Source organism: Occallatibacter sp. FHG110214_02 (assembly GCF_059115385.1).
The window spans coordinates 73,707-97,553 of record NZ_JBZYWK010000014.1 but is presented as its reverse complement, the minus strand read 5'-3'; the positions used below and the strand labels follow the sequence as shown (position 1 = coordinate 97,553).

Below are 23,847 nucleotides of genomic sequence, written 5' to 3'. Positions count from 1 at the left end.
TTTACCAGAAATTCTTGCCTTTGTGACCTTTGTGCGGAGTTATATTGGGCGGCATGAGTGAGAACCCTGTATTTCTTCGACATACGCTGGCTACTTTGGCTTATCGTGCTGCCCGTGCTGTGGAGGGCGCGCCGGATGAGTTTGGGGCGTTTGATGGTGTGGGGCGGACGCCGGGGCAGATCCTGGCGCATATGGGCGACCTGTTTGACTGGGCGCTGAGTGCTGCCAAGGGTGAAGAGAAGTGGCATAACTCGACTCCGCTGCCGTGGGCGGAGGAGAAAAAGCGGTTTTTTGCGGTGCTGGGGGCTTTCGATGCGCTGCTGGCCGGGGATGCGGAGTTGCAGGCTCCGTTGGAGAGGCTGTTTCAGGGGCCGGTGGCGGATGTGTTGACGCATACCGGACAGATTGCGATGATGCGGCGGTTGGCCGGGTTTAAGAAGATGGATGAGGATTTTTACCGGGCGGAGATTGCCGTGGGGCAGGTGGGGGAAGAGCAGCCTAAGGCGGTTTTTCGTTATTAGGGGTTTTCTGAGGCTCCGGCGTCTGGGAATTAAGGCCCGGGGCTAAAGCCCCTTTTCCTTTTGCGGCTGATTTCAGGGGCCTGAAGGCCTGTGCTCCCTCCGGAAGCCCTCTGCTTCTTCTGGAAGGCACTCTGTTTGTTCAGGACGACACGCCTTCATTTGTGGGAGAACGAGGATGGAGAACTGGTCCGCGATTTAGTTGGCGGAGGGTTGGTTGGCGGAATCGACTACTAGCGCTGCGATTGGTTCCCTGGTGGTTTGGAGGCGGAGGCCTAGTTGTTCCTGCATGGCGGTGAATAGCGGGGGGCTGGGGGCGTCCGAGGAGGCGACGGGGACTTCGCCGTCAAACTGGGTTTCGTCGGGAGCCCATTCGAGGTCGAAATCGTAGCGTCCGGTGAGGCCGGTTTTGTCTACTACTGGCTTGTCGAGGATGGCTCGCTGCAGTATGAGGGCGAATTCCGTCATGGTGGCGTTACGGGCGGGCAGGACGATTTTTTGCGGGTAGACGACGCTGATTAAGGCCGGTGGCTGGTCGGGTGGGGCGGCGCTTGGCTTTATTTTGGAGCCGCTTTTGGCGAGGCTTAGCTCGTACACCGTGAAGACTTTTTGCTCGCGGTGAAAGGCGAGCTGGAAGCGGTCTGAAAGCAGGGCGCGGAGCATTTTCATCTGCTCTTCGCGGGTGGGCTTTACTTCGCCGGGCGTGAGGGCTGCGATGTCGAAGTGCGAGGAGTCGAGCCAGGGCGGGCCGCCGAGGACGGCGTGCGGGTTCAGGTCGTATGCCGCGGCGATGAGCATCTTGAGCGAGTAGTCTTTTGCCACGAAGCGATGTGGGCTCTGCATGAGCAGGTAGCGTGCGCCTTTGGGGTCATGCTCGATGGGCTTGACGGTGGCTACGTCGAAGGTGTCGAAAGCTGGCCGGGATGCCGGAGGCGCGGATGTGGCTTGCGGCGGCGTAGTTTGCGCAGGGAGGTAGGCGCAGAGGCTGCAGGCTGAGAGTGCCACGGCACAGAAGATTCTTCGTGTCATAAGAATCCCATCTGCGGAGTCCTATCCGCCAGTACATTCTTGCACGAATGTACTGGCGTGGGATGGCCTTGTTTTTGTCCGCTTTTTCTAGCGGAGGCCGGCTGTCTGGACAGGGAGGTTGGTTACGGGAGAGTTGGCGGGGTCGGCTTCGAGGTTGGGCTCGATGGAGACACCGTTGGAAGAGGCTTTGTTTACCGATGCGTTCCAGCCGTCGAGGACTACTACGGCGTCTTCTCCGTGGAGGTCGGCGGTAGCGGCTTCGATGGTGATGGTCTGGCCTTCGCCGGGGGTGATGTTGAGGTAGTTGGTGCTGTAGTAGACGGGCAGGACGCGCTCGCCGGACTTGCGGCGGAGTTGGATGTGCGTCATGAGCGCGATGGCCGTGGAGGGATTGCTGAGGTTGACGGTGATGCGGGTGGTGCCGTTGTCGTCGGTGCGGGTGACGGTGGACTCTAACGCAACCTTGGGCAGCTTGTTGAGGTCGGAGAGGTCGTCGTTGGGGGCGGGCTCGGTGGTGGCTCCGAAGCGGCTGCCGCGCCAGTAGAAGTTGGTGGAGAGGAGCTTGCCGGAAGCGTCGCGGAGTTCGAGCTTGACGAAGAAGACGTGGGAGATGTGCTCGGGCACGTTGAGCTGGCCGAGCGTGGTGGCTGCGGAGGCGGGGGCATTGACGGGGAAGTCGCCCTCGTTGGGATAGCCACCGCTGAGGTTGTAAATGAAGTAATGTGCGGAGCCGCCGGTGATGGCGGCGGGCAGGTTGTTGATGACCTGCACGGCGCCGGTGACTTCATTGAGCTGGATGTGAACCGGCTCGCCTGCCTTCTGGACGGCGAAGAGCGAAGAGTTGGGTTCGAGGTCGTAGTGGTAGAGCTGCCAGACGAAGCTGGGCTGCGCTGGGTGGCTCATCCAGGTGATGATGGCCGTGGCGGGGTGGAACATGACGGTCTGGCGGCCTTCGTACATGGAGCGGTAGGCCTCGTAGTTCATGAGCTGCGACTTGCGGACGAAATCCGCGAGGTTGAGCACTTTACCGTAGCGAGCTTCAAGTAAATCTTTAAATTTATTTCCTTCGACGGCTCCGGCGGCGTAGTCGTGCTCGGCCCAGGCGTCGGTGATGGTTTCCCAGTCCTTCTTTTCGAGCATTCCGTGGATGGATTCGAGGGTGGGAATGGACATGGTTCCGGTTTCGGTTTTGAAGTAGTCTTCGCCGATTTTGTAATACTCCTGCGGGGTGCGCCAGTGGTACGGGCCGTGGGACTGGACGCCTGCGCCGGAGGTGGAGCTGGGCTGGTAGCGGCGGGTCGGTTCGAGCTCGGCCAGCAGGACGCGGAGACGGTCGTCGATTTCCTTAGGCGGGAAGCCTTCATTACGCGCGCACCAGAGCATGATGGAGGGGTGGTTGCGGAAGCGGAGGATTTTGTCGCGGACGTTGGCCATGTAAGTGTCGAGGTCCGTGGGGTCGGGGCCGTCGGAGGGGTTGGGCTGGAAGAACTCGTCCCAGACGAGGATGCCGTATTTGTCGCAGAGCTCGTAGAAGTCCTCGTTGGTGGACTGGCCAACCCAGTTGCGGATGAGGTTGAGGTTGGCGAGCTTGTGCATGCGGATTTGGGCTTCGAGGCGCTCGCGGGGGAGGCGCTTGAGGGCTTCGTCGAGGCCCCAGTTGCCTCCGCGGATGAAGACGGGCACGCCGTTGACGCTGATGGTGAGGGTGTCAGTGCCGGGGACGGCATAGGTGATTTTGCGGATGCTGAAGGTTACGTCCTGGCCGTCGGAGACTTTCTTTGCCTCGTCGAAGAAGGTGAGGTGGAGGGTGTAGAGGTTCTGCGGGCCGTAGCCGTTGGGCCACCAGAGGCGCGGGTTTTGCATGTGCAGGCCGAGGGTGGTCTTGGGGTCGAAGGTTACCTTCTGCTCGCTGTGCGCGGGGATTTCGACTTCTGTCTGGAAGACGATGTTTTCGAGGGTGCCCTTGAGAGTGCCGCGCTGGGGCTTGTCGGTGACGTTCTGCACGGTGGCGGTTACGGTTACGTCGCTGGAGTCGGTTTTGGGGAGCGGGAGGTCGGTGGTGACCAGCGGGTCTTTTACTACTACGTCGCCGGTGGCGGAGAGGAAGACTTTGCGCCAGATGCCGGTGTCGCGGTCACGGATAGCGGGAATCCAGTCCCAGCCGATGGTGGAGAGGAAGGTGGGGCCGTCGATGGCGGTGATGCCGCCGTTGAGGCCCATGCCATCTTTCAGTGTGTGCTCATGCGGGACGCCGGGGTGGGGCTGGGGGGCGACGAGGATGGCAATTACTGCCTTCTGTTTCGGGTGGATGAAGGCGGTGATATCGAATTTGCCGCGGATGAAGGCGCCTTTTGTGGTGCCGACCTGGTGGCCGTTGACCCAGATTTGCGAGGAGTAGTTGATGCCGTCGAAGTTGAGCCAGATGTGGCGGCCGGTGTAGGTCCATGGGACCTCTATGGCGGCGCGGTACCAGTAGGAGGTTTTGTTGAGGGATTCGGGGATGACTTCGGGGCGGTTGTTTTCGCCGTAGAGGGGCTCGGGGTAGGTTTTATCGGCGACGAGCGAGGTGAGGACGGTTCCGGGGACGATGGCGGCGTGCCAGCCGGAGGTGGAGGCTTTTTCTGTGGAGAGGATTTCGCCGGATTGGGTGACTTTGGCGGCGTCCTGAAGCTGCCAGCCGGAGGTGATTTCGACTTGCGGGGGAGGGTAGGGTTGTGCGGAGCCGAGGGCGGCTGCTGAGGCAAGAAGTGTCATTGTCAGAACCCGGAAAAGGCCGAAAAGTCGATCATGCACGGAGAAAGTCCTCACTGCGGAAGGTGAAATTTTGGGGCGGACTGAAAATCGAGCCCTGATTATGAACGCGATTATGGATTTGCTGCGCAAGGCGGTCATTCAAGCTGAAAGCATACCTCAGGGCCTGAAGGCCCCACGCACGTGGCTTTGGCTTATTGCCGGGGATAAATCCCCGGCCTACCTTTTGCGCGTCAGTTCCATGATAGCGAATACAAAACCAATGCAAATGAAAGCTGTAATGCGAACGTAGCCATTTTACCGGCCGGGGCCGTGATAATGAGTGCATGCGATTTGAGCGCTCTTCCGGAGTTCTTCTCCATATTGCTTCGTTGCCTTCCCGGGGGCCGATTGGCGACCTTGGGCCCGCTGCGTTTGAGTTTGTCGAGTTTCTTGCCGCTGCGAAACAGCATGTTTGGCAGGTGTTGCCGCTTTGTCCTACGGGGTATGGGAATTCTCCGTATGCGGGGACGAGTGCGTTTGCGGGGAATCCTTCGCTGATTAGTTTGGAGGTGTTGGCGGAGTGGGGATGGAGAGACAGGGTACAGGGTACAGGGCACGGGGTACAGGGGGGCTCTGCTGTTGACTATGAGGCAGTGGAGGCGTGGAAGCTGCCGTTATTGATTGAGGCGGCTGGGAACTTTTTGAATGCAGGAGAAGGGCATTCGCAGTGGGCGGAGTTTGATGGTTTTTGCCGGGAGCAGGCGTTCTGGCTGAATGACTATGCGATGTATGCGGTGCTGCGGGATTTGCATGGGACAGGGGATTGGACGCAGTGGCCGGAAGGGGTGAGGCGGCGGCATCCTGAGGCGCTGGAGGCGCTGGTTCGGGAGCATGGGAGAGAGCTTGCTGTGCAGCAGGCGCTGCAGTTTGCCTTTGCTGTGCAGTGGGGGCGGTTGCGGGCGGCTGCGGCTAAGCATGGGATTCGGATTCTTGGGGATATTGCGATTTTTGTGAATATGGACTCGGCGGATGTTTGGCGGCATCCGGAGATTTTTGAGCTGGATGAGGAGCTGAAGCCGGTTCATGTTGCGGGTGTGCCGCCGGATTATTTTTCGGAGACGGGGCAGAGGTGGGGGAATCCGCTGTATCGCTGGGATGTGTTGAACGAGCGTGGATTTGACTGGTGGGTGGAGCGGATTCGGCGGTCGTGCCAGCTTTATGACGTGGTGCGGCTGGACCACTTCCGCGGGTTTGAGGCTTACTGGTCGATTCCGGCAGAGGAAGAGACGGCGGTGAATGGCGAGTGGGTGAAAGGGCCGGGAGCGGCGCTGTTTCACGCATTAGAGCAGGCGCTGGGCACATTGCCGCTGGTGGCGGAGGACCTTGGCGTGATTACGGCTGAGGTGGATGCGCTTCGGAAGGGGCTGGGGCTGGCGGGGATGCGGGTGATCCAGTTTGGCTTTAGCAGCGTGGGGGCGCATTTGCATTTGCCGCATCGGTATACGACGGACTCGGTGGCTTATACCGGGACGCATGACAACGACACGACGCAGGGATGGTGGGGGACGGCGGGCGAGGAAGAGCGCGCGGCGGCTGAGAGTTATGTGGGGCCGGTGGATGGGCGTCCGGTTTGGCCGCTGTTGCGGGCTACGCAGGCCTCGGTTGCGTCGTTGGCGATTGCGCCGGCGCAGGATTTGCTGGAGCTGGGGTCGGAGGCTCGGATGAATACGCCGGCGGTGCCTAGCGGGAACTGGGCGTGGCGGGCTTCGGAAGGGGGTTGGACTTCGGAACTGGCGGAGAGGCTGGCGGCGATTGTTTTGGTTACGGATCGGGATAATGATCCGGTGGGGAAGGTTGAAGGCGTCGATGGATGATGGTGCAGAGAAAAACCGCCCCGGTGCTGGGGCGGTTTGATGTGGACTGGAGATTCGTTGCCGAACTAGAACGGGATGTCGTCGTCGGAGATTTCGGTGGAGGCGTAGTCGTCTGCGCCGGCGGGTTGGCGCTGGTCGAAGCTGGCCGTGGAGCTGCTGCCGCCGCGGCTGTAGCCACCGCTGGAGCCGCCTTCGTCGCGGCCTGAGAGCAGCGAGAGGTCGCTGACGACGATTTCCGTGCGATAGACCTTTTTGCCGGTGTCCTTGTCGTCCCAGCTACGGGTGGTGAGGCGGCCTTCGGTGTAGAGCTTGTGGCCCTTCTTCACGTAGTCACGGACGATTTCCGCGAGCTTGGCGTAGGCAACGAGGTTGTGCCATTCGGTGCGGTCCTGCCAGTTGCCCTGCTGATCCTTGTAACGCTCGCTGGTGGCGATGCTGAAAGTGGCGACCATTGTGCCGCCGCCTGTGGCGCGGATTTCGGGGTCCTTGCCTACGTTGCCCAGAAGAATAACCTTATTTACGCTCTTTGCCATGGTGAATTTTTTCTCCCCGTAATGGTCAAGAATAGCAGAGGGGCTGGCTGTTCAGGCGTTTGTGGCTGCGGCGCTCTTTTGTTCGTTCGAGAGATACAGCAGTTCATTCAGAAAGTTGCTTTATTGTTCGCGGCTTAAGGTGCGGTTGCGGAACCATTTGGCTGTGCCTAGCAGCAGGAGGAGTCCGCCGAAGGGGAGGCACATGAGCGCGACGATGAGCGCGAACCAGCCGCCGTTAGTGTGGGCTCCGGTGGCGGAGAAGCCGCCTAATACGACTTGGAGCAATGCGGCGGAGAGGATGCCGGCGGCGACCATCCTTCCGCCCCAGCGCAGCAGCTCGAAGGTTCCGTCCTGGCGGTTCAGTTCTGCGTGCTTCGCGCGGGGGTGCATTGGGGGTTAGCTCATGGCGAGGCGCAGCATGACGTAGGTGATTACGCCGGTGATGGAGACGTAGAGCCAGATGGGGAAGGTCCAACGGGCGACGCCGCGGTGCTGGCGGATGCGGCCTGTGAGCGAGAAGAAGAACGTTACCAGTACGAGCGGCAGGGCTACGACGGCGAGGATAATGTGGCTGGCGAGCAGCCAGAGGTAGAGGGTGCGGAAGGCCGCTGCGGCGGGGTAGCGCACGTCGCCGTGCAGCGCGTGGTGGGCGATGTAGCTGACCAGAAATAGCGATGAGAAGAGGAAGGCCGTCATCATGGCGGCGCGGTGCTGCGGGATCTTCTTTGACTTGACGAAGGTGAAGCCGATGAGCAGGGCCACGGCGCTGAGGCCATTCAGGATGGCGTTGAGCGCGGGCAGAAAGGCGAACTGCGTTCCGGCGGCGTCGGCTGCGGGGTGCAGGTAAATGAGCCAGAAGAGAAAGAGTGTGGCTACCGCGCTGATGGCTATGATTGCGGCTACTGCGGGCTTGGAGTTGTCTTGTACAAGTGTCGCCATGTGTCCCTTTTATGCGTTCAGTACGTCAGTGTTTTGCGATTGCGCCGACCATGAGGGCGGTCATTAAAAGCGGAAGGTAGATGACGCTTACCTTCAAGAGGTCGCGAGCCAGCATGCGGCTTTGGGCTGCGTCCTTGGTGCGCAGGATTCCGGCGAAGCGGATGGTGTAGCCGAGGTAGGCGGTGCCAAGGATCGCTGCAACTGCGGCGTAGGGCCAACTGGTCATACCGAGGGCCCATGGTGCGAGGCTTACGGGGACCATTACGACGGCGTAAAAGAGGGCTTCGATTACGGTGGACCAGCCGTCGGGCTGTACGACGGGGAGCATTCTGATGCCGGCTTTGCCGTATTCTTCGCGGTACATCCACGAGATGGCCATGAAGTGCGGGAATTGCCAGACGAAGAGGATGGCGAAGAGGGCGACGGCGGGCCACTCGATGCGGTCGCGGGCAGCGGTCCAGCCGAGCATGGGGCCCATGGCGCCGGGGAAGGCTCCGATGAAGGTGGCCAGCGAGGTGATGCGCTTGAGCGGAGTGTAAATGGCTACGTAGGTGAAGGCTGTGAGGAGCGCCAGGGCTACGGTGAGCAGATTTGTGTGGAAGGCCAGCCATGCGCCACCTGCTGCGAGCGCACCGAGTCCGGCGAGGACTCCGACGGCGAGCGGGAAGCGGCCTGAGGCGAGCGGGCGGTCCGCAGTGCGCTTCATTTTGGCGTCGCTTTTGCGCTCGATGGCTTGATTGAGGGCGCTGGCTCCGGCGGAGACCGCGGCGATGCCGATGAGGGTGTCGAGAAGGCCGCGCTGGAGGCTGGAGATTCCAGACTGCATGGAGCCAAGGTAGAAGCCTGCCCAGCCGGTTACGAGCACGAGGCCAGTGACGCGGGGCTTGAAGAGCTCCTGAATGTCGATGATGAGCTGGGCTGTGGTTCCGGGGCTTGGTGCGTGGATGCTGGTTGGTGCGGGCTCTTCTGCCGGTGCTTTGAGCGCAACCGATGCAGGGTCCGGAATCGCGGCCTGGGAGACAGGAGCCATCAGGAGGGTAGAAAAACCTCAGCAGGAAAATGCCCGGGTGAAACTGGGCCTGCTTTTGATGATAGCAAGCGGGGAGGGGAGTTGCTTAATCAGCTCAAAAAGGGATTTTCGATTTTTATGCCTTCCACTATCTGACCGTGATTCCAATCTTCACTCAGAATAAGCCGCGCACCGGACTTTTCGGCTGCGGCCAGAATCAAGGCATCCCAGAAATGGAAATGTGTCCGGTCTTCGATTTCAAATGCTCGAAGTATCTCTTCAGGAGTGGTTTCTACGCACCAGTGTGCAAAGTCTTCGACTGTATCTCTTGCTTCATGCTTTGGCAGTTTGTGCGCCAGTTTGCGGGTGGCATTGGTATAGAACTCCTGCAGTACTCGCATGCTGAGCACTCCGCGCCGTTCCACGGCCAAGCGGGCGAGAATATCCTCTGCTATTCGTTGCTTCTCACCTGCGTCCTGATCATGTGCGTAAAGCAAGATATTTGAATCGACAAAAACCTTATCGTTCATGCAGTTCTGCCCGATTAATCTTGTGCACGCCGCCTAAATGAAAGCCTTTTTCCATCCGAGCGATTGCACGCTTCATGGCGCGTTCATAAGCGGCATCTTCTTCGGCTGCAAGGTTTTCAATTTGCTCCGCCACCAGACCGCTGATGGACGTGGCTTTTCGTGCCGCAAGCACTCGTGCTTTCTGGATGGTTTGCTTGCTCAGGCGCACCGTGATGTTTTGTTTTTCATCGACTGCAGGCATGGAAATTCCCTCACGTGTAATACGTGTAGCACGTGCTACACGTGGAAATCAATCTTTTGCTTAGCGGGGTTCGAGATTGAAGCGGTCGATGGCCAGGCGCGTGCCGGCGTGCATGTGGCTGGCGTCGGGGAAGATCATGACGGTGATTCCGTCGAAGCGGCGGGTGCGGGCTTGCGGAGGGATGGGGAATCGCAGGGTTTCGGTGACTGGAGTGGTTTTGGTGGCGAAGTGTTCGGGCTCGCTGGAGGGCAGGGGCTGCATGCCGAGGTTTACCCCGGCGGTGTCGGATAGTGTGGAGTCTGTCAGGGTTATGCCGATGTAGAGACGGCCGGGGTCGTTTTCGCGGTTGAGCGTGGTTATGTCCAGGGTGCGAACGGTTGACAGGCGGATTGGTTTGACGAGTTTCTGGTGCGCCTGCATCATGAGCGGGCGCGCGTTGGTTGTGCGGATGTTTACGTTCATGGGGTTGCCGTGTGCCTTGTAGGCGTGCGGGCCGGGCTCGGTTGCGGGGGCTTCAAAGTACCAGTAAGAACCGCTGAAGTGGATGATTTGCGGGTTGGTCAGGGGCGTTGCGGGGAGGAGGTCGGGTGGGAGAATGAGTTGTTTTTCTGGTTTGGCGGGCCAGAGGATTACGCTCTGATAATTTCCGAGTCCGCCGGGGGCGTTTACGTCGGGGTGTTTTACCTTGGCGCTGGCGGCGTTTACGGAGGTTGTTTCGCTGGCGGGCTTGCCTGCTATCAGGGCCAGCATTGTTACGAGTACGGCGAGGCTTGCGGACCATACGAGACGGCCTCGGGTGCGGTCGCGGGTGGTTAGTTTTTCGGCGCGTTCATCCAGCGCGGCGGCTCGCTGGCCTGCGAAGAGAAATGCGGCGATGGCTGCGGCTGTGCATGCGAGGAGGGTGTCTACATCGAGATAGGCTGCGCAGGCGGCGTAGATGCAGACGGAGATTGCGATTCCGCGCCAGTCCCACGGGATGGGCTGCAGGGTTTCTGCGAAGATTTGGCGGATTAGGGGCTCGGTGGGGTTGTCCGTAGTTTGTGCGCGCTCTGTTTTTACACGTAGCCAGCGCATGGTGCAGGCGGGGACGGCGGCGGCTAAGGCTGCCATTATGGGAGCCCACCAGAGGTCGCGGCGCAGGAGCAGGACTACGGCTGGGGCCCATACCCAGGCGGCTGCCCAGGTGAGGATTAGTTCTTCGAGTGTGAAGTGCGAGCGGGATTTGGCACGGCGCCAGTAGTAGCGGGCTCCGGCAGCGGCGGCGAGTGCGGCGATGGCTACATAGGCCACGGCGATGAAGAGAATGACGACGTGCGGGAGCGAGAAGCTGTCGCGCCACCAGGCGAGCACCCATGCGGCGAGGAGCGCGTTGAGCAGTCCACCGGCCATGGCCCATCGCGGAAAGCGGGCTGCGGCTTGGGGGCTGACTGCGGCCGGGTTGATTGAGGCCAGGGAAGGATCGCCGATTGACACCTGCGCCCTCTCAGTCGTGCTGATTTTTTCGTGCGGAGTTGTGCCTTGCCGGGGATTTGCGTTACGGCTTTCCTATTTAGACACCGTGAGGGCGGGGAATGTTTCCGAATGGCTTTATTGCTGCAGGATGGACTCGGCGACCTCCTCGGGCGTTAGCGAGTCTACGACTATGGAGAGATGGGCGGTGCGATAGAGCGGGAGACGGCGGTTGTAACGGGCTTGCAGGTTGGTGGCGTCTGCGAGGACGGGGCGCGTGCCTTCGGTGCCTTTGGTGCGCTCCAGTGTGGTTTCGAGGGCTACTTCGAGATGCACGAGTTTTGTGCCGGGGGTGGTCAGGAGCAGGTCGCGGGTTGCGTCGGTTTCGATAGCTCCGCCGCCGAGGGCGAGTACGAGTGCATCTTCATGGATGAGCTGGGCGATGGTTTCGTGCTCGCGGTGGCGGAAGGCGGCTTCGCCGTGTTGTGCGAAGAAGTCGGCGATGGTCATGCCTAGCTGGTTGACGAGGGCGTCGTCGGCGTCGATGAAGCGCCAGCCGAGGCGGGAGGCTAGCAAGGGGCCTACGGTGCTTTTTCCTGAGCCCATGAAGCCGGTGAGAACTACGCGGCGGATTGCTGGATTGATTGCTGCTGTGTGATTTTCTGTTTTCATCCCAAAACCATTACTACGGCTCCGGCGGTAATCAGGAGGCCGCCGATTGCCGCGGGTAGCGTCATTTTTTCGTGTAGCAGGAGTACGGCTAAGAGCATTACGAGCGGCACGCTTAATTTATCGAGCGGCGCGACGCGGGAGGCTGGGCCGAGCTGCAGCGCGCGGAAGTAACAGAGCCACGAGAGGCCGGTTGCGAGGCCGGAGAGCGCGAGGAAGAGGAGGGTTTTGCCGTCGAGCTCGCGGAGGGCGGTGTGCTTGCCGGTGAAGATGGCGATGGCCCAGGCGAAGACCACGACTACGCTGGTGCGCACGGCTGTGGCGAGGTTGGAGTCCACGTGGGCTACGCCGATTTTTGCCAGGAGCGCTGTTGCCGCGGCGAAGACGGCGGAGAGCAGTGCCCATCCTATCCAAGTCATGGGTACAGGGTACAGGGTACGGGGTGCAGGGTGCAGGGGGGCATATCGGTACACTCGAAATTAGATGAGATATGGGAAGCCAAGCCGGACTGCATTGCGTGTGGCGATTCGCCGGGCGGCGCATCAGCTTGCCGACAGGCCTACGGTGATGGTGGACCCTGTGGTGACGCGGATTCTTACGCCGGAGACGGTGGGGCCTTCGTATTATCGCGACCTGGAACGTGCGCAGCATTTTGTGGCGCGGGATTTTCGCTGCATGATGGCGGCTCGGAGTCGGTATGCGGAAGACCAGCTTGCGGTTTGCGTGGATGCGGGCGTGCGGCAGTATGTGGTGCTGGGCGCGGGGCTGGATACGTTTGCTTATCGCAACCCTTATGCGGAGCTGAAGGTGTTTGAGGTGGATTTTCCGGCGACGCAGGAGTGGAAGCGGTGGGTGCTGGATGCTACGGGTGTGGATGTTCCTGAGAACCTTACGTTTGCTGCGGTGGACTTTGAGCATCAGACGCTGCTGGATGGGCTGCGCGAGGCGGGTGTGGATTTTTCCGCGCCTGCATTTTTTAGCTGGCTGGGGGTGGTGCCTTACCTGACGCTGGAGGCTTTTCGCGCTACGCTGGCGGTGGTTGCGCGGTTTCCGGCGGGGTCGGCGGTGACGCTGGATTATGGGTTTCCGCCAGAGACGCTGAGCGCGGAACGGCGCGTGATTTATGACAGGCTGGCGGAGCGCGTGGCTGCGGCTGGGGAGCCGTTTCAGCTTTTCTTTACTCCGGAGCAGATGGAAGAGGAGTTTCGGCAGGCCGGGTTTGCGCGGGTTGAGCAGATTGATACGGATGAGCTGAACCGGCGGTATTTTGCGGATCGGGCGGATGGGCTGAAGTTGAGTCCGGTTCGGTTTGGATTGTGGGCTACAGCCTGGGTGTGAAGAGCAATTACCATCTATCTATATGCGCAGGTTTTTTCTTGCATCGCTGGGTTTGCTGCTGGGGTTGACTGGCTGCGGTTATCATACGCTGGGAGCGGCTACGCATTTGCCGCCTGCGGTTCATACGCTTTCTGTGCCTGTTTTTGCTACGCGGACAGAGGCTTTCCATACCGAAACTGTGATGACGCAGGCTGTGATTCGCGAGTTTCTTACGCGTACGCGGCTGCGGGTTACGCCGTCGTCTGACGGCGATCCGGATGCCGTGCTGCATGGGACGATTTTGAAGCAGGGGGTTACGCCGCTTACCTATAACACGCAGACGCAGCAGTCTTCGAGCTTCCTGGTGACGGTGGTTGTGGCCGTTAAGCTGACGGATCGCGGTGGCAATGTGCTTTACGAAAACAAGAACTATGTTTACCGACAGCAGTTCCAATCGACCAGCAATCTGCCTACGTTTCTGGATGAAAACCCGGCGGCGGAAGAGCGGTTGGCGCGGGATTTTGCGCGGGCGTTGGTTGCGGATGTCTTAGAAGGGCTGTAGGAGCGGTGTCTGACGGATCGATTCCGTGCTGGTGCAGGTAAAAAGCATCCCTCAGGGGCTAAAGCCCCGCAAACTTGACTGCCTGTTATGTACGGGCTAAAGCCCGTACCCTTCGATACGATTTGTCAGATTATCGGGAGCAGGGGGATGTAAGCCGGATTCAGGGTTTGCCTATCATTACTTCGGTGGCTTTTACGAGTGCCAGTGCCTGATCGCCGACCTTCAGGCCCAGATCGCGAATGGCGTCCACTGTCACGATGGCTGTTATTCGTTGTCCGCCAACATTCAGCACTACCTTGGCCAGCAGGCCATCTACGGTGATTTCCGCTACGGTTCCGGCTAGTTGATTGCGGCCGCTGATGCGCGCGGGACCGGGCCGGGCCGGGCTTTTGGGCACGAACTCTTCCAACGCTTCGACGGGGATGCGGTGGTGGCCACCGGGCGTTTTTATGGTGCGGATGCGACCGGCGAGTATCCAGTGCTTCAGCGCGGGATAGCTGATTCCCAGTCGCTCTGCCGCTTCGCGTGGTGTGAGTAGTGTCGGGCTCATGTGGCTCTTACCGTACTCTACAGGACGCGGCTTGCGGATTTATCGAGAAAAGGATTCGTAAGCGCTTACATGCGCTGCGTGGAGGCTACTGGGGCATGGTGGCCGAATGGGATGGTGACAGTGGCGCATTGGGATGGTACATTGCCCGTTGTCTAAAATTCATTCCGCAATTTTCCTTGGAACATCCCCGGTTTCAGGCGGGAGTCCTAGTGAAATGTGGCAGGTGGAGGCAGTTTGATCGTTCAAAACTGGATTTATTTCTTCATCAGCGTGAGTGTGCTTGCGCTGATTGTTGCTGCGGTTTTCGCTCGCCAGGTGATTGGCGCGGACACCGGGTCCGCCGCCATGCAACAGATTGCCGGGGCGATTAAGGAAGGCGCGGAAGCCTTTATGAAGCGCCAGTACAGAACGATTTATCTGCTGTCGCTGCTGTTTGCAATTTTGATTTTTGTTTTTTACTACGCTACGGGGAAGAGTCTTGATCTCTCTATCAAGACGGTTGTGAGTTTTCTTGCGGGGGCGATCTGCTCGGGGCTTGCGGGCTTTTCGGGGATGTTTGTTTCTATCCGCGCGAATTTGCGGTCGGCGGCTGCGGCTACGCATAGCTTGAATGGGGCGCTGCAGATGGCGCTGCGCGGCGGAGCTGTTACGGGATTGAGCGTTGTCGCGCTTTCGCTGCTTGGAGTGAGCTTGCTGTTTCTGGCGTTTGGCGGCATGAGTCATCCGGATGAGGTGCCGTTCCAGATTGTCGGCTTTGGGTTTGGCGCTAGCTTTGTGGCGTTGTTTGCGCAGTTGGGCGGCGGCATCTACACGAAGGCCGCGGATGTGGGCGCTGATCTTGTGGGCAAGGTTGAAGCTGGGATTCCTGAAGATGATCCGCGCAACCCTGCTGTGATTGCGGACCTGGTTGGCGACAACGTGGGCGATTGCGCGGGGCGCGGTGCAGATCTGTTTGAGTCCACGGCGGCAGAAAATATTGGCGCGATTATCCTGGCGGCGGCGCTTTATACGCGGTTCAAAGATACTGCTCCTGAGGCCGCGCTTGGCGTGATTTTCTTTCCGTTTGTGACGCCGGCGTTTGGGTTGCTGGCTTCGATTGTGGGCATCTTTGTTTCGCGGATGAAGAACGAGGACGAAGATCCGATGTCGGCGTTGAATCGCGGATACTTTGTTACTTCTGTTCTGGCGGCGATTGGGTTCTTTGTTGCGGTGAAGTTTTTGCTGGGTGGAATTCCGGGGTCGAATTACGGGTGGTTTTATTTTGCCGGGCTTATCGGCATGGCGAACTCGTTTTTGTTTGTCTGGATTACGCAGTACTACACCGAGTATCGCTACCGGCCTGTGAAGCAGATTGCTGTGAGCTCGCTGACGGGGGCTGCGACGAACATTATTACGGGGCTTGCGATTGGGATGGAATCGACGGCGATGCCTGTGCTTGCGATTTCAGCTTCGATTCTGGGGAGCTTCTTTTGCGGCTTGAAGGCGATGCCGGGCGTGCCGGGCGCTGGGCTTTTTGGTACGGCGATTGCGACGATGGGCATGCTGGCTACGTGCGCTTACATCCTGGCGATGGATACGTTTGGGCCGATTACGGATAATGCGGGCGGCATTGTAGAGATGTCGCATTCGCCGGAGGATGTTCGGAAGCGGACGGACAGGCTGGACTCCGTGGGCAATACGACGAAGGCGCTTACGAAGGGATATGCGATTGGGTCGGCGGCGCTGGCGGCGTTTCTACTTTTCTCGGCTTATCTGGACGAGGTTTCTACACTTGTGCGCGCGGCTACGCATAACCTTGCTTTCACCTTTAACAGCGTGAATCTTGCGAAGCCGCCTGTGTTTGTTGCTTCGCTGATTGGAGCGGGGTTGGTGCTGTTGTTCAGTTCGTTTGCGATCCAGGCGGTGGGGAACAGTGCTTATGCGGTGATTGAAGAAGTGCGGCGGCAGTTCAAGTCGAACCCTGGGATTATGGCGGGGACTTCACTGCCGGATTATGGGCGCTGCGTGGATATGGTTACGCGTGCGGCGCTGCGGCAGATGGTTGTACCGGGGCTGCTTGCAGTGGGCGTTCCGGTGGGGCTTGGTTTTCTCTTCCGCTTCTTTAATACGGCGGAGGACCCGACGTTGGCTGCCGAGGCTGTGGCAGGGCTGTTGATGGTGGGAACGATTGGCGGCATACTGTTTGCGATGTTTATGAATAACGGCGGCGGTGCGTGGGACAACGCGAAGAAGTTTATTGAGACCGGCGCTTATGAGGGCAAAGGGTCCGATGCGCATAAGGCGGCGGTTGTGGGGGATACAGTTGGTGATCCATTTAAGGATACTGCCGGGCCTTCGATTCATGTGCTGATCAAGCTGCTTTGCACTGTGACGTTTGTTATGGCTCCGCTGTTTTTGTAAGTGCACAGGGGCCGCTCTCCGCGGCCCTATTCCCTTTGTCAAGCCAAGTGACCGCAATCACGCCTGATTGTTGGTAGCCGGTGATAGATTACCTTCGGTTTTGCTTCCCCGATTGTTTGTGGCCGGCAAGGTGTGCGGCTTTCTTCGACATGCGCTGAGGCGTGTGCCGAACTGCGGGGAGGATTTATGGCAGCACAAGCGTGGGTTTGGTTCTTTCTCACTGTGAGCGTTGTTTGGCTCTTCGTTATCCGGCAGGGCATTGCGTGGCGCGGGTTGAAGGCTTTGCCTGTCCTGTTCGGATTGCTGCTTCCCGGTGTTGCTTATGCACAGCCTGAGCATGCTGGCGGGGGCGAGGCTAATCTTGTTTTGCCTGATTTGTCGAGCGTTAGCTTTCTGGGGCTCAATGGGCATGCGCTGCTGATGATTGGTTTGCTCTTCTGTGTTGGCGGGCTGCTGTTTGGCTTGACTATCTATGTGCAGTTGAAGAACCTGCCGGTGCATCGGACGATGCGTGATATCTCCGAGTTGATTTATGAGACTTGTAAAACTTATCTGATTACGCAAGGGAAGTTCATTCTGCTGCTGTGGGCTTTTATTGCTGTCATTATTGCGCTTTACTTTGGGCTGCTGGCTCCGGTGCCGGGCAAGTCGATTGCTGTTACGTTGCCGATTATTTTGTTGTTCAGCCTGCTTGGCATTGCGGGCAGTTATTCGGTGGCATGGTTTGGGATTCGCGTAAATACATTTGCGAATTCGCGGACGGCGTTTGCAGGGCTGCGGGGTAAGCCTTATCCATGTTTTGCGATTCCGCTGAAGGCAGGGATGAGCATTGGGATGGCGCTTATTTCGATTGAGCTGCTGATTATGCTGTTCATTCTTTTGTTTGTGCCGCGTGAGTATGCGGGGCCGTGCTTTATCGGTTTTGCGATTGGGGAATCGCTTGGTGCGGCGGCGCTGCGCATTGCCGGTGGCATCTTTACCAAGATTGCGGATATTGGCTCTGACTTGATGAAGATTGTTTTCAAGATTAAGGAAGATGATGCGCGCAACCCTGGCGTGATTGCGGATTGTACGGGCGACAATGCGGGTGATTCGGTGGGGCCGAGCGCAGATGGGTTTGAGACGTATGGCGTGACGGGTGTGGCGCTGATTACGTTTATTCTGCTGGCTGTTCACAATCCAACGACGCAGGTGCAACTGCTGGTGTGGATCTTTGTGATGCGCGTTGCGATGCTGATTTCCAGTGCTGGTGCCTACTTCTTGAATGGCGCGATTGCGCGTGCGAAGTATGCGAACTCGGACACGATGAGCTTTGAGGCGCCGTTGACTTCGCTTGTATGGATTACTTCGATTCTTTCGATTGTGCTTACTTACATCGTTTCTTACCTGATGATTCCTACGCTTGGGGATGGGAGTTTGTGGTGGAAGCTGGCGTCGATTATTTCGTGTGGAACGCTGGCGGGGGCGATTATTCCTGAGCTGGTTAAGGTTTTTACTTCTACTGACTCCGGCCATGTGAAAGAGGTTGTTATCTCGGCGCAGGAGGGTGGTGCTTCGCTGGGGATTTTGTCGGGATTTGTGGCGGGGAATTTTTCAGGCTACTGGATTGGGCTTTGCATGGTGGCGCTGATGGGGATTGGCTACTTCTGCAGTACGGGCGCGGCGATGGCCAGCCTGATGCTCGCTCCGGCGGTCTTTGCATTTGGGCTTATTGCCTTTGGATTTCTTGGTATGGGGCCGGTGACGATTGCTGTCGATTCGTATGGGCCGGTTACGGATAATGCGCAGTCTGTTTATGAGCTTTCGCTGATTAAGAATGTGCCGGGGATTGAAGAGGAGTTGAAGCGGGAGTTCAATATTGAGGTTGAGTTTGAACGCGCGAAGTATCTGCTGGAAGCGAATGACGGCGCGGGCAATACCTTTAAGGCTACGGCTAAGCCTGTGCTGATTGGTACGGCTGTTGTGGGCGCTACTACGATGATTTTTTCGATCATCATGGCACTTACCGGCGGGCTGAGCCATAGCGTGCAGAATCTTTCGCTGCTGCATGCGCCGTTTATGCTGGGGCTGATTTGCGGCGGCGCGATGATTTACTGGTTCACTGGCGCTTCTACGCAGGCGGTTACTACGGGCGCTTATCGCGCGGTGGAGTTTATCAAGAGAAATATCCGGCTGGAAGGCGTTGAGAAGGCTTCTGTCTCTGATAGCAAGAAAGTGGTTGAGATTTGCACTCAGTATGCGCAGAAGGGGATGTTTAATATCTTTCTCGCGGTCTTTTTTGCCACGCTTGCCTTTGCGTTTGTTGAGCCGTTTTTCTTTGTTGGGTATCTCATCTCAATTGCGATCTTTGGGCTTTATCAAGCCATCTTTATGGCGAATGCGGGCGGGGCCTGGGATAACGCGAAGAAAATTGTCGAGATTGACCTGAAGCAGAAGGGTACGCCGCTGCATGATGCGACCGTGATTGGCGATACGGTGGGCGATCCGTTCAAAGATACTTCGTCTGTGGCTATGAATCCGGTTATCAAGTTCACGACGCTGTTTGGATTGCTTGCTGTTGAACTGGCCGTGACGCTTAGTACGGGCAAGCCGCTGCTGGCGCATGGGCTGGCGGTTGCCTTCTTTGTGGTGTCGGTGTGGTTTGTGCGGAAGTCGTTTTATGGGATGCGGATTGAGACGAAGCCTAGCGACCGGGCCGTTTCGCATCCGGTGGAAGGGCACGCGGCTCACGTTTGAGGTATCCCTAGCTGTAAAAACGCCGCAAGGTGGAGTGCCCTGCGGCGTTGAGCTGGGGAGAGATTTTTACCGGAAGGATTCCAGGCTTGCGCGCTGGTTGCCGGAATCGTCGAAGTTTTCCGGGGCTAGCCAATTTTCAAAGGCTTGCTTTCTTGTGGTCCATTCGTGGTCGAGCATGGAGAACCAGGCTGTGTCGCGGTTGCGGCCTTTTACGATGATGTGCTGGCGGAAAATACCCTCAAAGCTGAAGCCGAGGCGCTGGGCGGCGCGGCGGCTGGGCTCATTGAGCGCGTTGCACTTCCACTCGTAGCGGCGGTAGCCGAGGTCTTCAAAGACGTGGCGGGCCATGAGGTACATGGCTTCCGTGGCGGCGGTGGTGCGTTGCAGGGCGGGGGAGAGCAGGATGCTGCCTACTTCGATCACGCCGTTGGGGGCGTCGATGCGCATGTAGCTGGCCCAGCCTGCGGCTGTACCGGTGCTTTGCGGGATGATGGCCAGATAGACGAAGCCTGCGGCGTTCTGTTTGGCTGTTACTGCGGCGTGGAAGGTGGCTTCGTCAGCGTAGGGACCGTCGGGAAGCCAGTCCCAGAGGGCGTCATGGCCGCGAACGGCCTGCCACAAGGCTGGGGCGTGTTTGGCTGCGTCCAGGGGCTCCAGGGTGACAGTACGGCCAGCCAGCGTAATGGGCTGGGGCGTGGAAGCGGGCTTCCAATTGAGGGTTTCGGGCTTGCTCACGGTATCCAGCGTATCAGCGCGGGAAGGGTTTTGCCTCAGTTATCCACAATCCACACATTCTGCCTGAGTTATTCACAAGCAGACGTCTCATTTGCACCATTTCCGGGCCTTGTGTGGCGCCTTGTGGAGGCATAGGCTGGATGTTGTAGCTGGATGGCCCAAAATGGCTCCGGCTGAACGTCCAACTTCCCCGCAGCGGTGGAAAACTGCACTGGAAACTGTGCATTCCAGACCGCTGAACCCCGCGCCAGTCGCGGGGATTTCCACTTTCCACAGGCTAAATTCCCATGTTTGGGGTTTTGGTTCCCCGGAACGCCAAGGTAACACAAGATATTGTGGTTTCCGCTTGACTCAGTCCATGGATAGCGGTACTTTTTCATCTGCGGCTGTAAAAAGATTGTAACCAAAACCGGCAGGTCTGCCCCGCCGGAAACCAGCCCTGAAGCTCCCGATTGCGGTATCTTGCACCGTTCCGTTTTGTCCGTTGTGAGACCTCTTTAGTGCACACTTGCCCGGCCAGCGCCTCCGGGAACCATGGCGCGTTTTCAGGAATCTAATACTTTAGGAGAATCCCCCCATGAGTGAGGCCCACGTCCAGTCTCCGGCAACCGTGCAGCAAGGTGCTGCCTCCGCTCCTGCCCGGCTCAAATTTACCCGCCGCTTTTCTACGGCTGGTGTTTCCCCCTATGACGAAGTGAAGTGGGAGAAGCGCACCGCTTCGATTACCGATAGCAAAGGCAACACGATCTTTGAACAGAAGGACGTGGAAACGCCGATTGACTGGTCGATGACAGCGACGAACATTGTGGCCTCCAAGTACTTGCACGGCCAGATGAATACGCCTGAACGTGAGACCGGCGTACGGATGCTTGTGGAGCGCGTGGCTGAGACGATTCGCGACTGGGGTTTGAAGGGCGGTTATTTTGCTTCCGCTGAAGACGCGGGCGTTTTTTATGACGAGCTGGCGCACATGCTGCTGACGCAGAAGGTGGCGTTCAACTCGCCGGTGTGGTTCAACGTGGGATGCGATCGGCTGGAGCCGAACTCTGATGGCGCGAGCTGGCACTGGGATGCGGCGACGGGTTGCGTGAAGTTGGAGAAGTCTGGCTATAAGAATCCGCAGTGCTCGGCTTGCTTTATCAATGCGGTGGATGACTCGCTGGATTCGATTCTGACGCTGGCGAAGACGGAAGGCATGCTGTTCAAGTGGGGTTCGGGCACGGGGACGAACCTGTCGGCGATTCGCGGCTCGATGGAGCTGCTTTCCGGCGGTGGAACGGCCTCTGGACCGCTGAGCTTTATGCGCGGGTTTGACGCGTTTGCCGGTGTGATTAAGTCAGGCGGCAAGACGCGGCGCGCAGCGAAGATGGTCATTCTGAATGCGGACCATCCGGATATTGTGGACTTCATCGAGTGCAAGGCGAAGGAAGAGGCGAAGGCATTTGCACTGGTGCGTGAGGGCTATGACGGCTCGGGGCCGGACTCCGAGGCTTACTCGTCGATCTTCTTCCAGAATGCAAATAACTCGGTTCGCGTGACGGACGAGTTTATGCAGGCGTATGAGAAAGACGGCGACTTTGCGACTCGCACGGTGAAGGAGCATGCGCCGGTTAAGACGTACAAGGCTCGCGACATTATGAACAAGATTGCCGAGGCGACATGGCTTTGCGGCGATCCGGGCATGCAGTTTGATACGACGATTAACAAGTGGCATACGAGCAAGAACACGGCGCGCATCAATGCTTCGAACCCTTGCTCGGAGTACATGTTCCTTGATAACTCGGCTTGCAACTTGGCGAGCTTCAACCTGTTGAAGTTTGTGAATGCCGGTGGCGTGTTTGATATTGCCGCGTATCGGCATGCGATTGCCGTGGTGATTACGGCGATGGAGATCCTGGTGGATAACTCGGGTTACCCGACGGAGTCGATTGCGAAGAACTCGCATGATTACCGTCCGCTTGGTCTGGGCTATGCGAACCTTGGCGCGCTGCTGATGGCGTTTGGTTTGCCGTATGATTCGGATGCGGGACGCGACCTTGCCGCGGCGCTGACGGCGATTATGTGCGGCCAGGCTTATCTGCAGTCGGCTGTGGTGGCTGGGGCTTGCCCGGCGCTTGGTTCGGCTACTCCGCTGACGGCTTCGATTGAGCGGCAGGGTGGTGCTTGCCCCGGTTTCTATGTGAACCGCGAGCCGTTCCTCGATGTGATTCGCATGCACCGCGCGGAAGTGAACAAGATTGGCAAGAGCAAGACCAGCAGCGAGCCCTTTGTAGTTCCGCAGCTTGACCAATTGATTGAGTCGAGCCGCGAGGCATGGGATACGGCGCTTTCGCTTGGCGAAAAGTATGGCTATCGCAACTCGCAGGTGACGGTGCTTGCGCCTACAGGCACCATTGGCTTCATGATGGACTGCGACACGACGGGCATTGAGCCTGACCTGGCGCTGGTGAAGTACAAGAAGCTGGTTGGCGGCGGCATGATTAAGATCGTCAACAACACAGTGCCTTCTGCGCTCTTTAAGCTTGGCTACAACAATGACCAGGTGAACGCGATTGTGAGCTACATTGATGCGACGGGCACGATTGAAGGCGCGCCGAGCATCAAGCCAGAGCACCTTGCCGTGTTCGATTGCAGCTTTAAGCCGGCGAAGGGCACGCGCTCGATTCATTACATGGGGCACATCAAGATGATGGCCGCTACGCAGCCGTTCCTTTCAGGCGCGATTTCGAAGACGGTGAACCTGCCGAACGAAGCGACGGTGGAGGATGTTGCTGAGGCGTATGCGGAAAGCTGGCGCCAGGGCATCAAGGCTGTGGCAATTTATCGTGACGGATCGAAGGGCACGCAACCGCTGAACACTTCGCTGGATACGAAGAAGGAGCCTTCGGCTCTGGATGCGGCGGGTGCGCGAGTGCTTGCCAGCATTGCGGCGGGACAGGCTCCGGCTGAGGCAGATGTTGTTGCGCTGAGTGGCAAGGCTAGTGAGAAGGTTGTGATTCCGGCGCAGCAGATTTCCGCGGCGGCCACTTCGTTCCAGAAGTCGCTGGATGAGATTGCGAAGGCTGCGGCGATTCCGACGGTTGCTGCTACGGCTGTACCGGCGGCGCCTGTGTACCCTGAGCAGAATTTGAATGCGCCGCCTCGCGCTGTGCGCCATCGCCTGCCGGAAGAGCGGGCTTCGGTTACGCACAAGTTCTCCATTGCGGGGCATGAGGGCTACATTACGGTGGGTCTCTATCCGACGGGAGAGCCGGGCGAGATCTTCATTCGCATGGCGAAGGAAGGCTCCACGGTTTCGGGCTTGATGGATTCGTTTGCGACGGCTGTTTCGCTTGCGCTACAGCATGGTGTGCCGCTGCGTGTGCTTTGCGAGAAGTTTGCGCATACTCGCTTTGAACCTTCGGGCTGGACGCAGAACGAGCAGATTGGCTACGCGAAGAGCCTGATGGACTACATCTTCCGCTGGCTGAGCCTTCGCTTTCTTTCGGGTACGCAGTTGACGCTGTTTGCGGGGCTCGCTCCGCAGGCTGCGCAGCTTCCTGCCGCTCCGCCGACGATTCTTGCGGAGGAGCCTGCCGCTGAGACGGCGCTTCCTCAGGAGCAGTTGAGCAAGCTGGCGGAAGAAGTTGCCCGCAAGCTGAACCAGGTGGGTGGAACGGGCATGGGCAGCACTTCTGCTCCCGCGGGTGGCATTGCTTCTGAGTTGGGCGCTTCGGCTGGTACGGCTGAGGTGCCGGACCTCAAGGACCGCGGCATCTACCAGGCGGCGAACGCCATGAAGGACATGTACCAGATGGGGGATGCGCCAAGCTGCGGTACATGCGGCGCGATCATGGTTCGCAATGGGAGCTGCTATCGCTGCATGGAGTGCGGCAGCACTTCGGGCTGCTCATAAGGACTGATTTGTGCCTTATGGATTGAGGTGAATGTCGTTGGTCCATAAAGTGAAATTACAACTTCTGTACAAGAAAGGCCCGCTTTGGCGGGCCTTTCTTTTTGAGTCACGCCATTATGTCTCTGAAG

Annotated in this window: 20 protein-coding genes; 7 read left to right on the top strand and 13 right to left on the bottom strand. The window is 58.6% G+C overall.

The annotated features are described in order from the left end of the window. Positions 1 to 53: 53 nt before the first annotated feature. On the top strand, positions 54 to 521 hold the full coding sequence (locus tag AC5S3R_RS13665; protein WP_494267618.1) for a hypothetical protein: 468 nt from the start codon (positions 54 to 56) through the stop codon (positions 519 to 521). Between the two features lie 195 nt (positions 522 to 716). Here the strand turns inward: AC5S3R_RS13665 and AC5S3R_RS13660 are convergent, their stop codons facing one another. Both AC5S3R_RS13660 and AC5S3R_RS13655 read right to left on the bottom strand, forming a co-directional pair. After that, positions 717 to 1,523, bottom strand: a complete 807-nt coding sequence (locus AC5S3R_RS13660; RefSeq protein WP_494267617.1) for a TIGR03435 family protein — start codon at positions 1,521 to 1,523, stop codon at positions 717 to 719. A 111-nt stretch (positions 1,524 to 1,634) separates the two neighbouring features. Then, positions 1,635 to 4,301 carry a glycoside hydrolase family 2 protein gene (locus AC5S3R_RS13655; RefSeq protein WP_494267616.1) on the bottom strand — a complete coding sequence of 889 codons (2,667 nt, stop codon included), beginning with the start codon at positions 4,299 to 4,301 and terminating at the stop codon, positions 1,635 to 1,637. A 323-nt stretch (positions 4,302 to 4,624) separates the two neighbouring features. Between AC5S3R_RS13655 and malQ the strand changes: the two genes are divergently transcribed. Beyond that, on the top strand, positions 4,625 to 6,154 hold the full coding sequence (gene malQ, locus AC5S3R_RS13650; protein ID WP_494267615.1) for a 4-alpha-glucanotransferase: 1,530 nt from the start codon (positions 4,625 to 4,627) through the stop codon (positions 6,152 to 6,154). 65 nt (positions 6,155 to 6,219) lie between these two features. On the opposite strand, the gene AC5S3R_RS13645 is transcribed toward malQ, so the two are convergent. The 9 genes from AC5S3R_RS13645 to AC5S3R_RS13605 all read right to left on the bottom strand — a co-directional run bounded on the left by AC5S3R_RS13645 (position 6,220) and on the right by AC5S3R_RS13605 (position 11,943). After that, positions 6,220 to 6,687 carry a single-stranded DNA-binding protein gene (locus tag AC5S3R_RS13645; RefSeq protein ID WP_494267614.1) on the bottom strand — a complete coding sequence of 156 codons (468 nt, stop codon included), beginning with the start codon at positions 6,685 to 6,687 and terminating at the stop codon, positions 6,220 to 6,222. 120 nt (positions 6,688 to 6,807) lie between these two features. After that, positions 6,808 to 7,077, bottom strand: a complete 270-nt coding sequence (locus AC5S3R_RS13640; RefSeq protein ID WP_494267613.1) for a hypothetical protein — start codon at positions 7,075 to 7,077, stop codon at positions 6,808 to 6,810. Between the two features lie 6 nt (positions 7,078 to 7,083). Then, on the bottom strand, positions 7,084 to 7,626 hold the full coding sequence (locus tag AC5S3R_RS13635) for a DUF420 domain-containing protein (protein WP_494267612.1): 543 nt from the start codon (positions 7,624 to 7,626) through the stop codon (positions 7,084 to 7,086). Positions 7,627 to 7,651: 25 nt separating this feature from the next. After that, complete coding sequence (gene cyoE / locus AC5S3R_RS13630) at positions 7,652 to 8,656, bottom strand: heme o synthase (RefSeq protein WP_494267611.1); 1,005 nt, start codon at positions 8,654 to 8,656, stop codon at positions 7,652 to 7,654. Between the two features lie 89 nt (positions 8,657 to 8,745). Then, a complete protein-coding gene (locus AC5S3R_RS13625; RefSeq protein ID WP_494267610.1) occupies positions 8,746 to 9,165 on the bottom strand; it encodes a PIN domain-containing protein in 420 nt (139 codons plus the stop codon). After that, positions 9,155 to 9,406, bottom strand: a complete 252-nt coding sequence (locus AC5S3R_RS13620; protein WP_494267609.1) for a DUF6364 family protein — start codon at positions 9,404 to 9,406, stop codon at positions 9,155 to 9,157. Before AC5S3R_RS13620 ends, AC5S3R_RS13625 begins: the two co-directional genes overlap by 11 nt. Before the next feature lie 60 nt (positions 9,407 to 9,466). Then, positions 9,467 to 10,879 (bottom strand): hypothetical protein, encoded by a 1,413-nt coding sequence (locus AC5S3R_RS13615; RefSeq protein WP_494267608.1) that lies wholly within the window; start codon positions 10,877 to 10,879, stop codon positions 9,467 to 9,469. 114 nt (positions 10,880 to 10,993) lie between these two features. Continuing rightward, a complete protein-coding gene (locus AC5S3R_RS13610) occupies positions 10,994 to 11,527 on the bottom strand; it encodes a shikimate kinase (protein WP_494267607.1) in 534 nt (177 codons plus the stop codon). Next, positions 11,524 to 11,943 (bottom strand): EamA family transporter, encoded by a 420-nt coding sequence (locus tag AC5S3R_RS13605; protein WP_494267606.1) that lies wholly within the window; start codon positions 11,941 to 11,943, stop codon positions 11,524 to 11,526. The genes AC5S3R_RS13610 and AC5S3R_RS13605 overlap by 4 nt, the downstream gene beginning before the upstream one ends. Positions 11,944 to 12,007: 64 nt before the next feature. On the opposite strand from AC5S3R_RS13605, the gene AC5S3R_RS13600 reads away from it, so the two are divergent. Together AC5S3R_RS13600 and lptE are read left to right on the top strand one after the other, a co-directional pair. Beyond that, positions 12,008 to 12,862: a class I SAM-dependent methyltransferase gene (locus AC5S3R_RS13600; protein ID WP_494267605.1), complete on the top strand. Its 855-nt coding sequence runs from the start codon at positions 12,008 to 12,010 to the stop codon at positions 12,860 to 12,862. A gap of 22 nt (positions 12,863 to 12,884) precedes the next feature. Then, positions 12,885 to 13,403, top strand: a complete 519-nt coding sequence (lptE, locus tag AC5S3R_RS13595) for an LPS assembly lipoprotein LptE (RefSeq protein WP_494267604.1) — start codon at positions 12,885 to 12,887, stop codon at positions 13,401 to 13,403. A 160-nt stretch (positions 13,404 to 13,563) separates the two neighbouring features. On the opposite strand, the gene AC5S3R_RS13590 is transcribed toward lptE, so the two are convergent. Beyond that, complete coding sequence (locus AC5S3R_RS13590; RefSeq protein ID WP_494267602.1) at positions 13,564 to 13,953, bottom strand: TOBE domain-containing protein; 390 nt, start codon at positions 13,951 to 13,953, stop codon at positions 13,564 to 13,566. 234 nt (positions 13,954 to 14,187) lie between these two features. Here AC5S3R_RS13590 and AC5S3R_RS13585 point away from each other — a divergent pair, with 234 nt between their 5' ends. Together AC5S3R_RS13585 and AC5S3R_RS13580 are read left to right on the top strand one after the other, a co-directional pair. Next, positions 14,188 to 16,353, top strand: coding sequence for a sodium-translocating pyrophosphatase (locus AC5S3R_RS13585; protein ID WP_494267600.1), 2,166 nt, complete (start codon positions 14,188 to 14,190; stop codon positions 16,351 to 16,353). A 186-nt stretch (positions 16,354 to 16,539) separates the two neighbouring features. Next, positions 16,540 to 19,089: a sodium-translocating pyrophosphatase gene (locus tag AC5S3R_RS13580; protein ID WP_494267599.1), complete on the top strand. Its 2,550-nt coding sequence runs from the start codon at positions 16,540 to 16,542 to the stop codon at positions 19,087 to 19,089. Between the two features lie 66 nt (positions 19,090 to 19,155). Here AC5S3R_RS13580 and AC5S3R_RS13575 read toward each other — a convergent pair whose 3' ends face one another. After that, complete coding sequence (locus tag AC5S3R_RS13575) at positions 19,156 to 19,824, bottom strand: GNAT family N-acetyltransferase (protein WP_494267597.1); 669 nt, start codon at positions 19,822 to 19,824, stop codon at positions 19,156 to 19,158. 577 nt (positions 19,825 to 20,401) lie between these two features. Between AC5S3R_RS13575 and AC5S3R_RS13570 the strand changes: the two genes are divergently transcribed. After that, entirely contained in the window at positions 20,402 to 23,719 is a 3,318-nt protein-coding gene (locus tag AC5S3R_RS13570) for a vitamin B12-dependent ribonucleotide reductase (RefSeq protein ID WP_494267596.1), read from the top strand. Positions 23,720 to 23,847: the final 128 nt, after the last annotated feature.

Bases quoted from the DNA above. Each gene is read 5' to 3' on its own strand.
- lptE (WP_494267604.1), top strand. From the start codon at position 12,885: ATGCGCAGGTTTTTTCTTGCATCGCTGGGTTTGCTGCTGGGGTTGACT.
- malQ (WP_494267615.1), top strand. From the start codon at position 4,625: ATGCGATTTGAGCGCTCTTCCGGAGTTCTTCTCCATATTGCTTCGTTG.
- AC5S3R_RS13655 (WP_494267616.1), bottom strand. From the start codon at position 4,301: ATGACACTTCTTGCCTCAGCAGCCGCCCTCGGCTCCGCACAACCCTAC.
- AC5S3R_RS13580 (WP_494267599.1), top strand. From the start codon at position 16,540: ATGGCAGCACAAGCGTGGGTTTGGTTCTTTCTCACTGTGAGCGTTGTT.
- AC5S3R_RS13610 (WP_494267607.1), bottom strand. From the start codon at position 11,527: ATGAAAACAGAAAATCACACAGCAGCAATCAATCCAGCAATCCGCCGC.
- AC5S3R_RS13645 (WP_494267614.1), bottom strand. From the start codon at position 6,687: ATGGCAAAGAGCGTAAATAAGGTTATTCTTCTGGGCAACGTAGGCAAG.
- AC5S3R_RS13605 (WP_494267606.1), bottom strand. From the start codon at position 11,943: ATGACTTGGATAGGATGGGCACTGCTCTCCGCCGTCTTCGCCGCGGCA.
- AC5S3R_RS13640 (WP_494267613.1), bottom strand. From the start codon at position 7,077: ATGCACCCCCGCGCGAAGCACGCAGAACTGAACCGCCAGGACGGAACC.
- AC5S3R_RS13625 (WP_494267610.1), bottom strand. From the start codon at position 9,165: ATGAACGATAAGGTTTTTGTCGATTCAAATATCTTGCTTTACGCACAT.
- AC5S3R_RS13590 (WP_494267602.1), bottom strand. From the start codon at position 13,953: ATGAGCCCGACACTACTCACACCACGCGAAGCGGCAGAGCGACTGGGA.
- AC5S3R_RS13665 (WP_494267618.1), top strand. From the start codon at position 54: ATGAGTGAGAACCCTGTATTTCTTCGACATACGCTGGCTACTTTGGCT.
- AC5S3R_RS13635 (WP_494267612.1), bottom strand. From the start codon at position 7,626: ATGGCGACACTTGTACAAGACAACTCCAAGCCCGCAGTAGCCGCAATC.
- AC5S3R_RS13620 (WP_494267609.1), bottom strand. From the start codon at position 9,406: ATGCCTGCAGTCGATGAAAAACAAAACATCACGGTGCGCCTGAGCAAG.
- cyoE (WP_494267611.1), bottom strand. From the start codon at position 8,656: ATGGCTCCTGTCTCCCAGGCCGCGATTCCGGACCCTGCATCGGTTGCG.
- AC5S3R_RS13600 (WP_494267605.1), top strand. From the start codon at position 12,008: ATGAGATATGGGAAGCCAAGCCGGACTGCATTGCGTGTGGCGATTCGC.
- AC5S3R_RS13570 (WP_494267596.1), top strand. From the start codon at position 20,402: ATGAGTGAGGCCCACGTCCAGTCTCCGGCAACCGTGCAGCAAGGTGCT.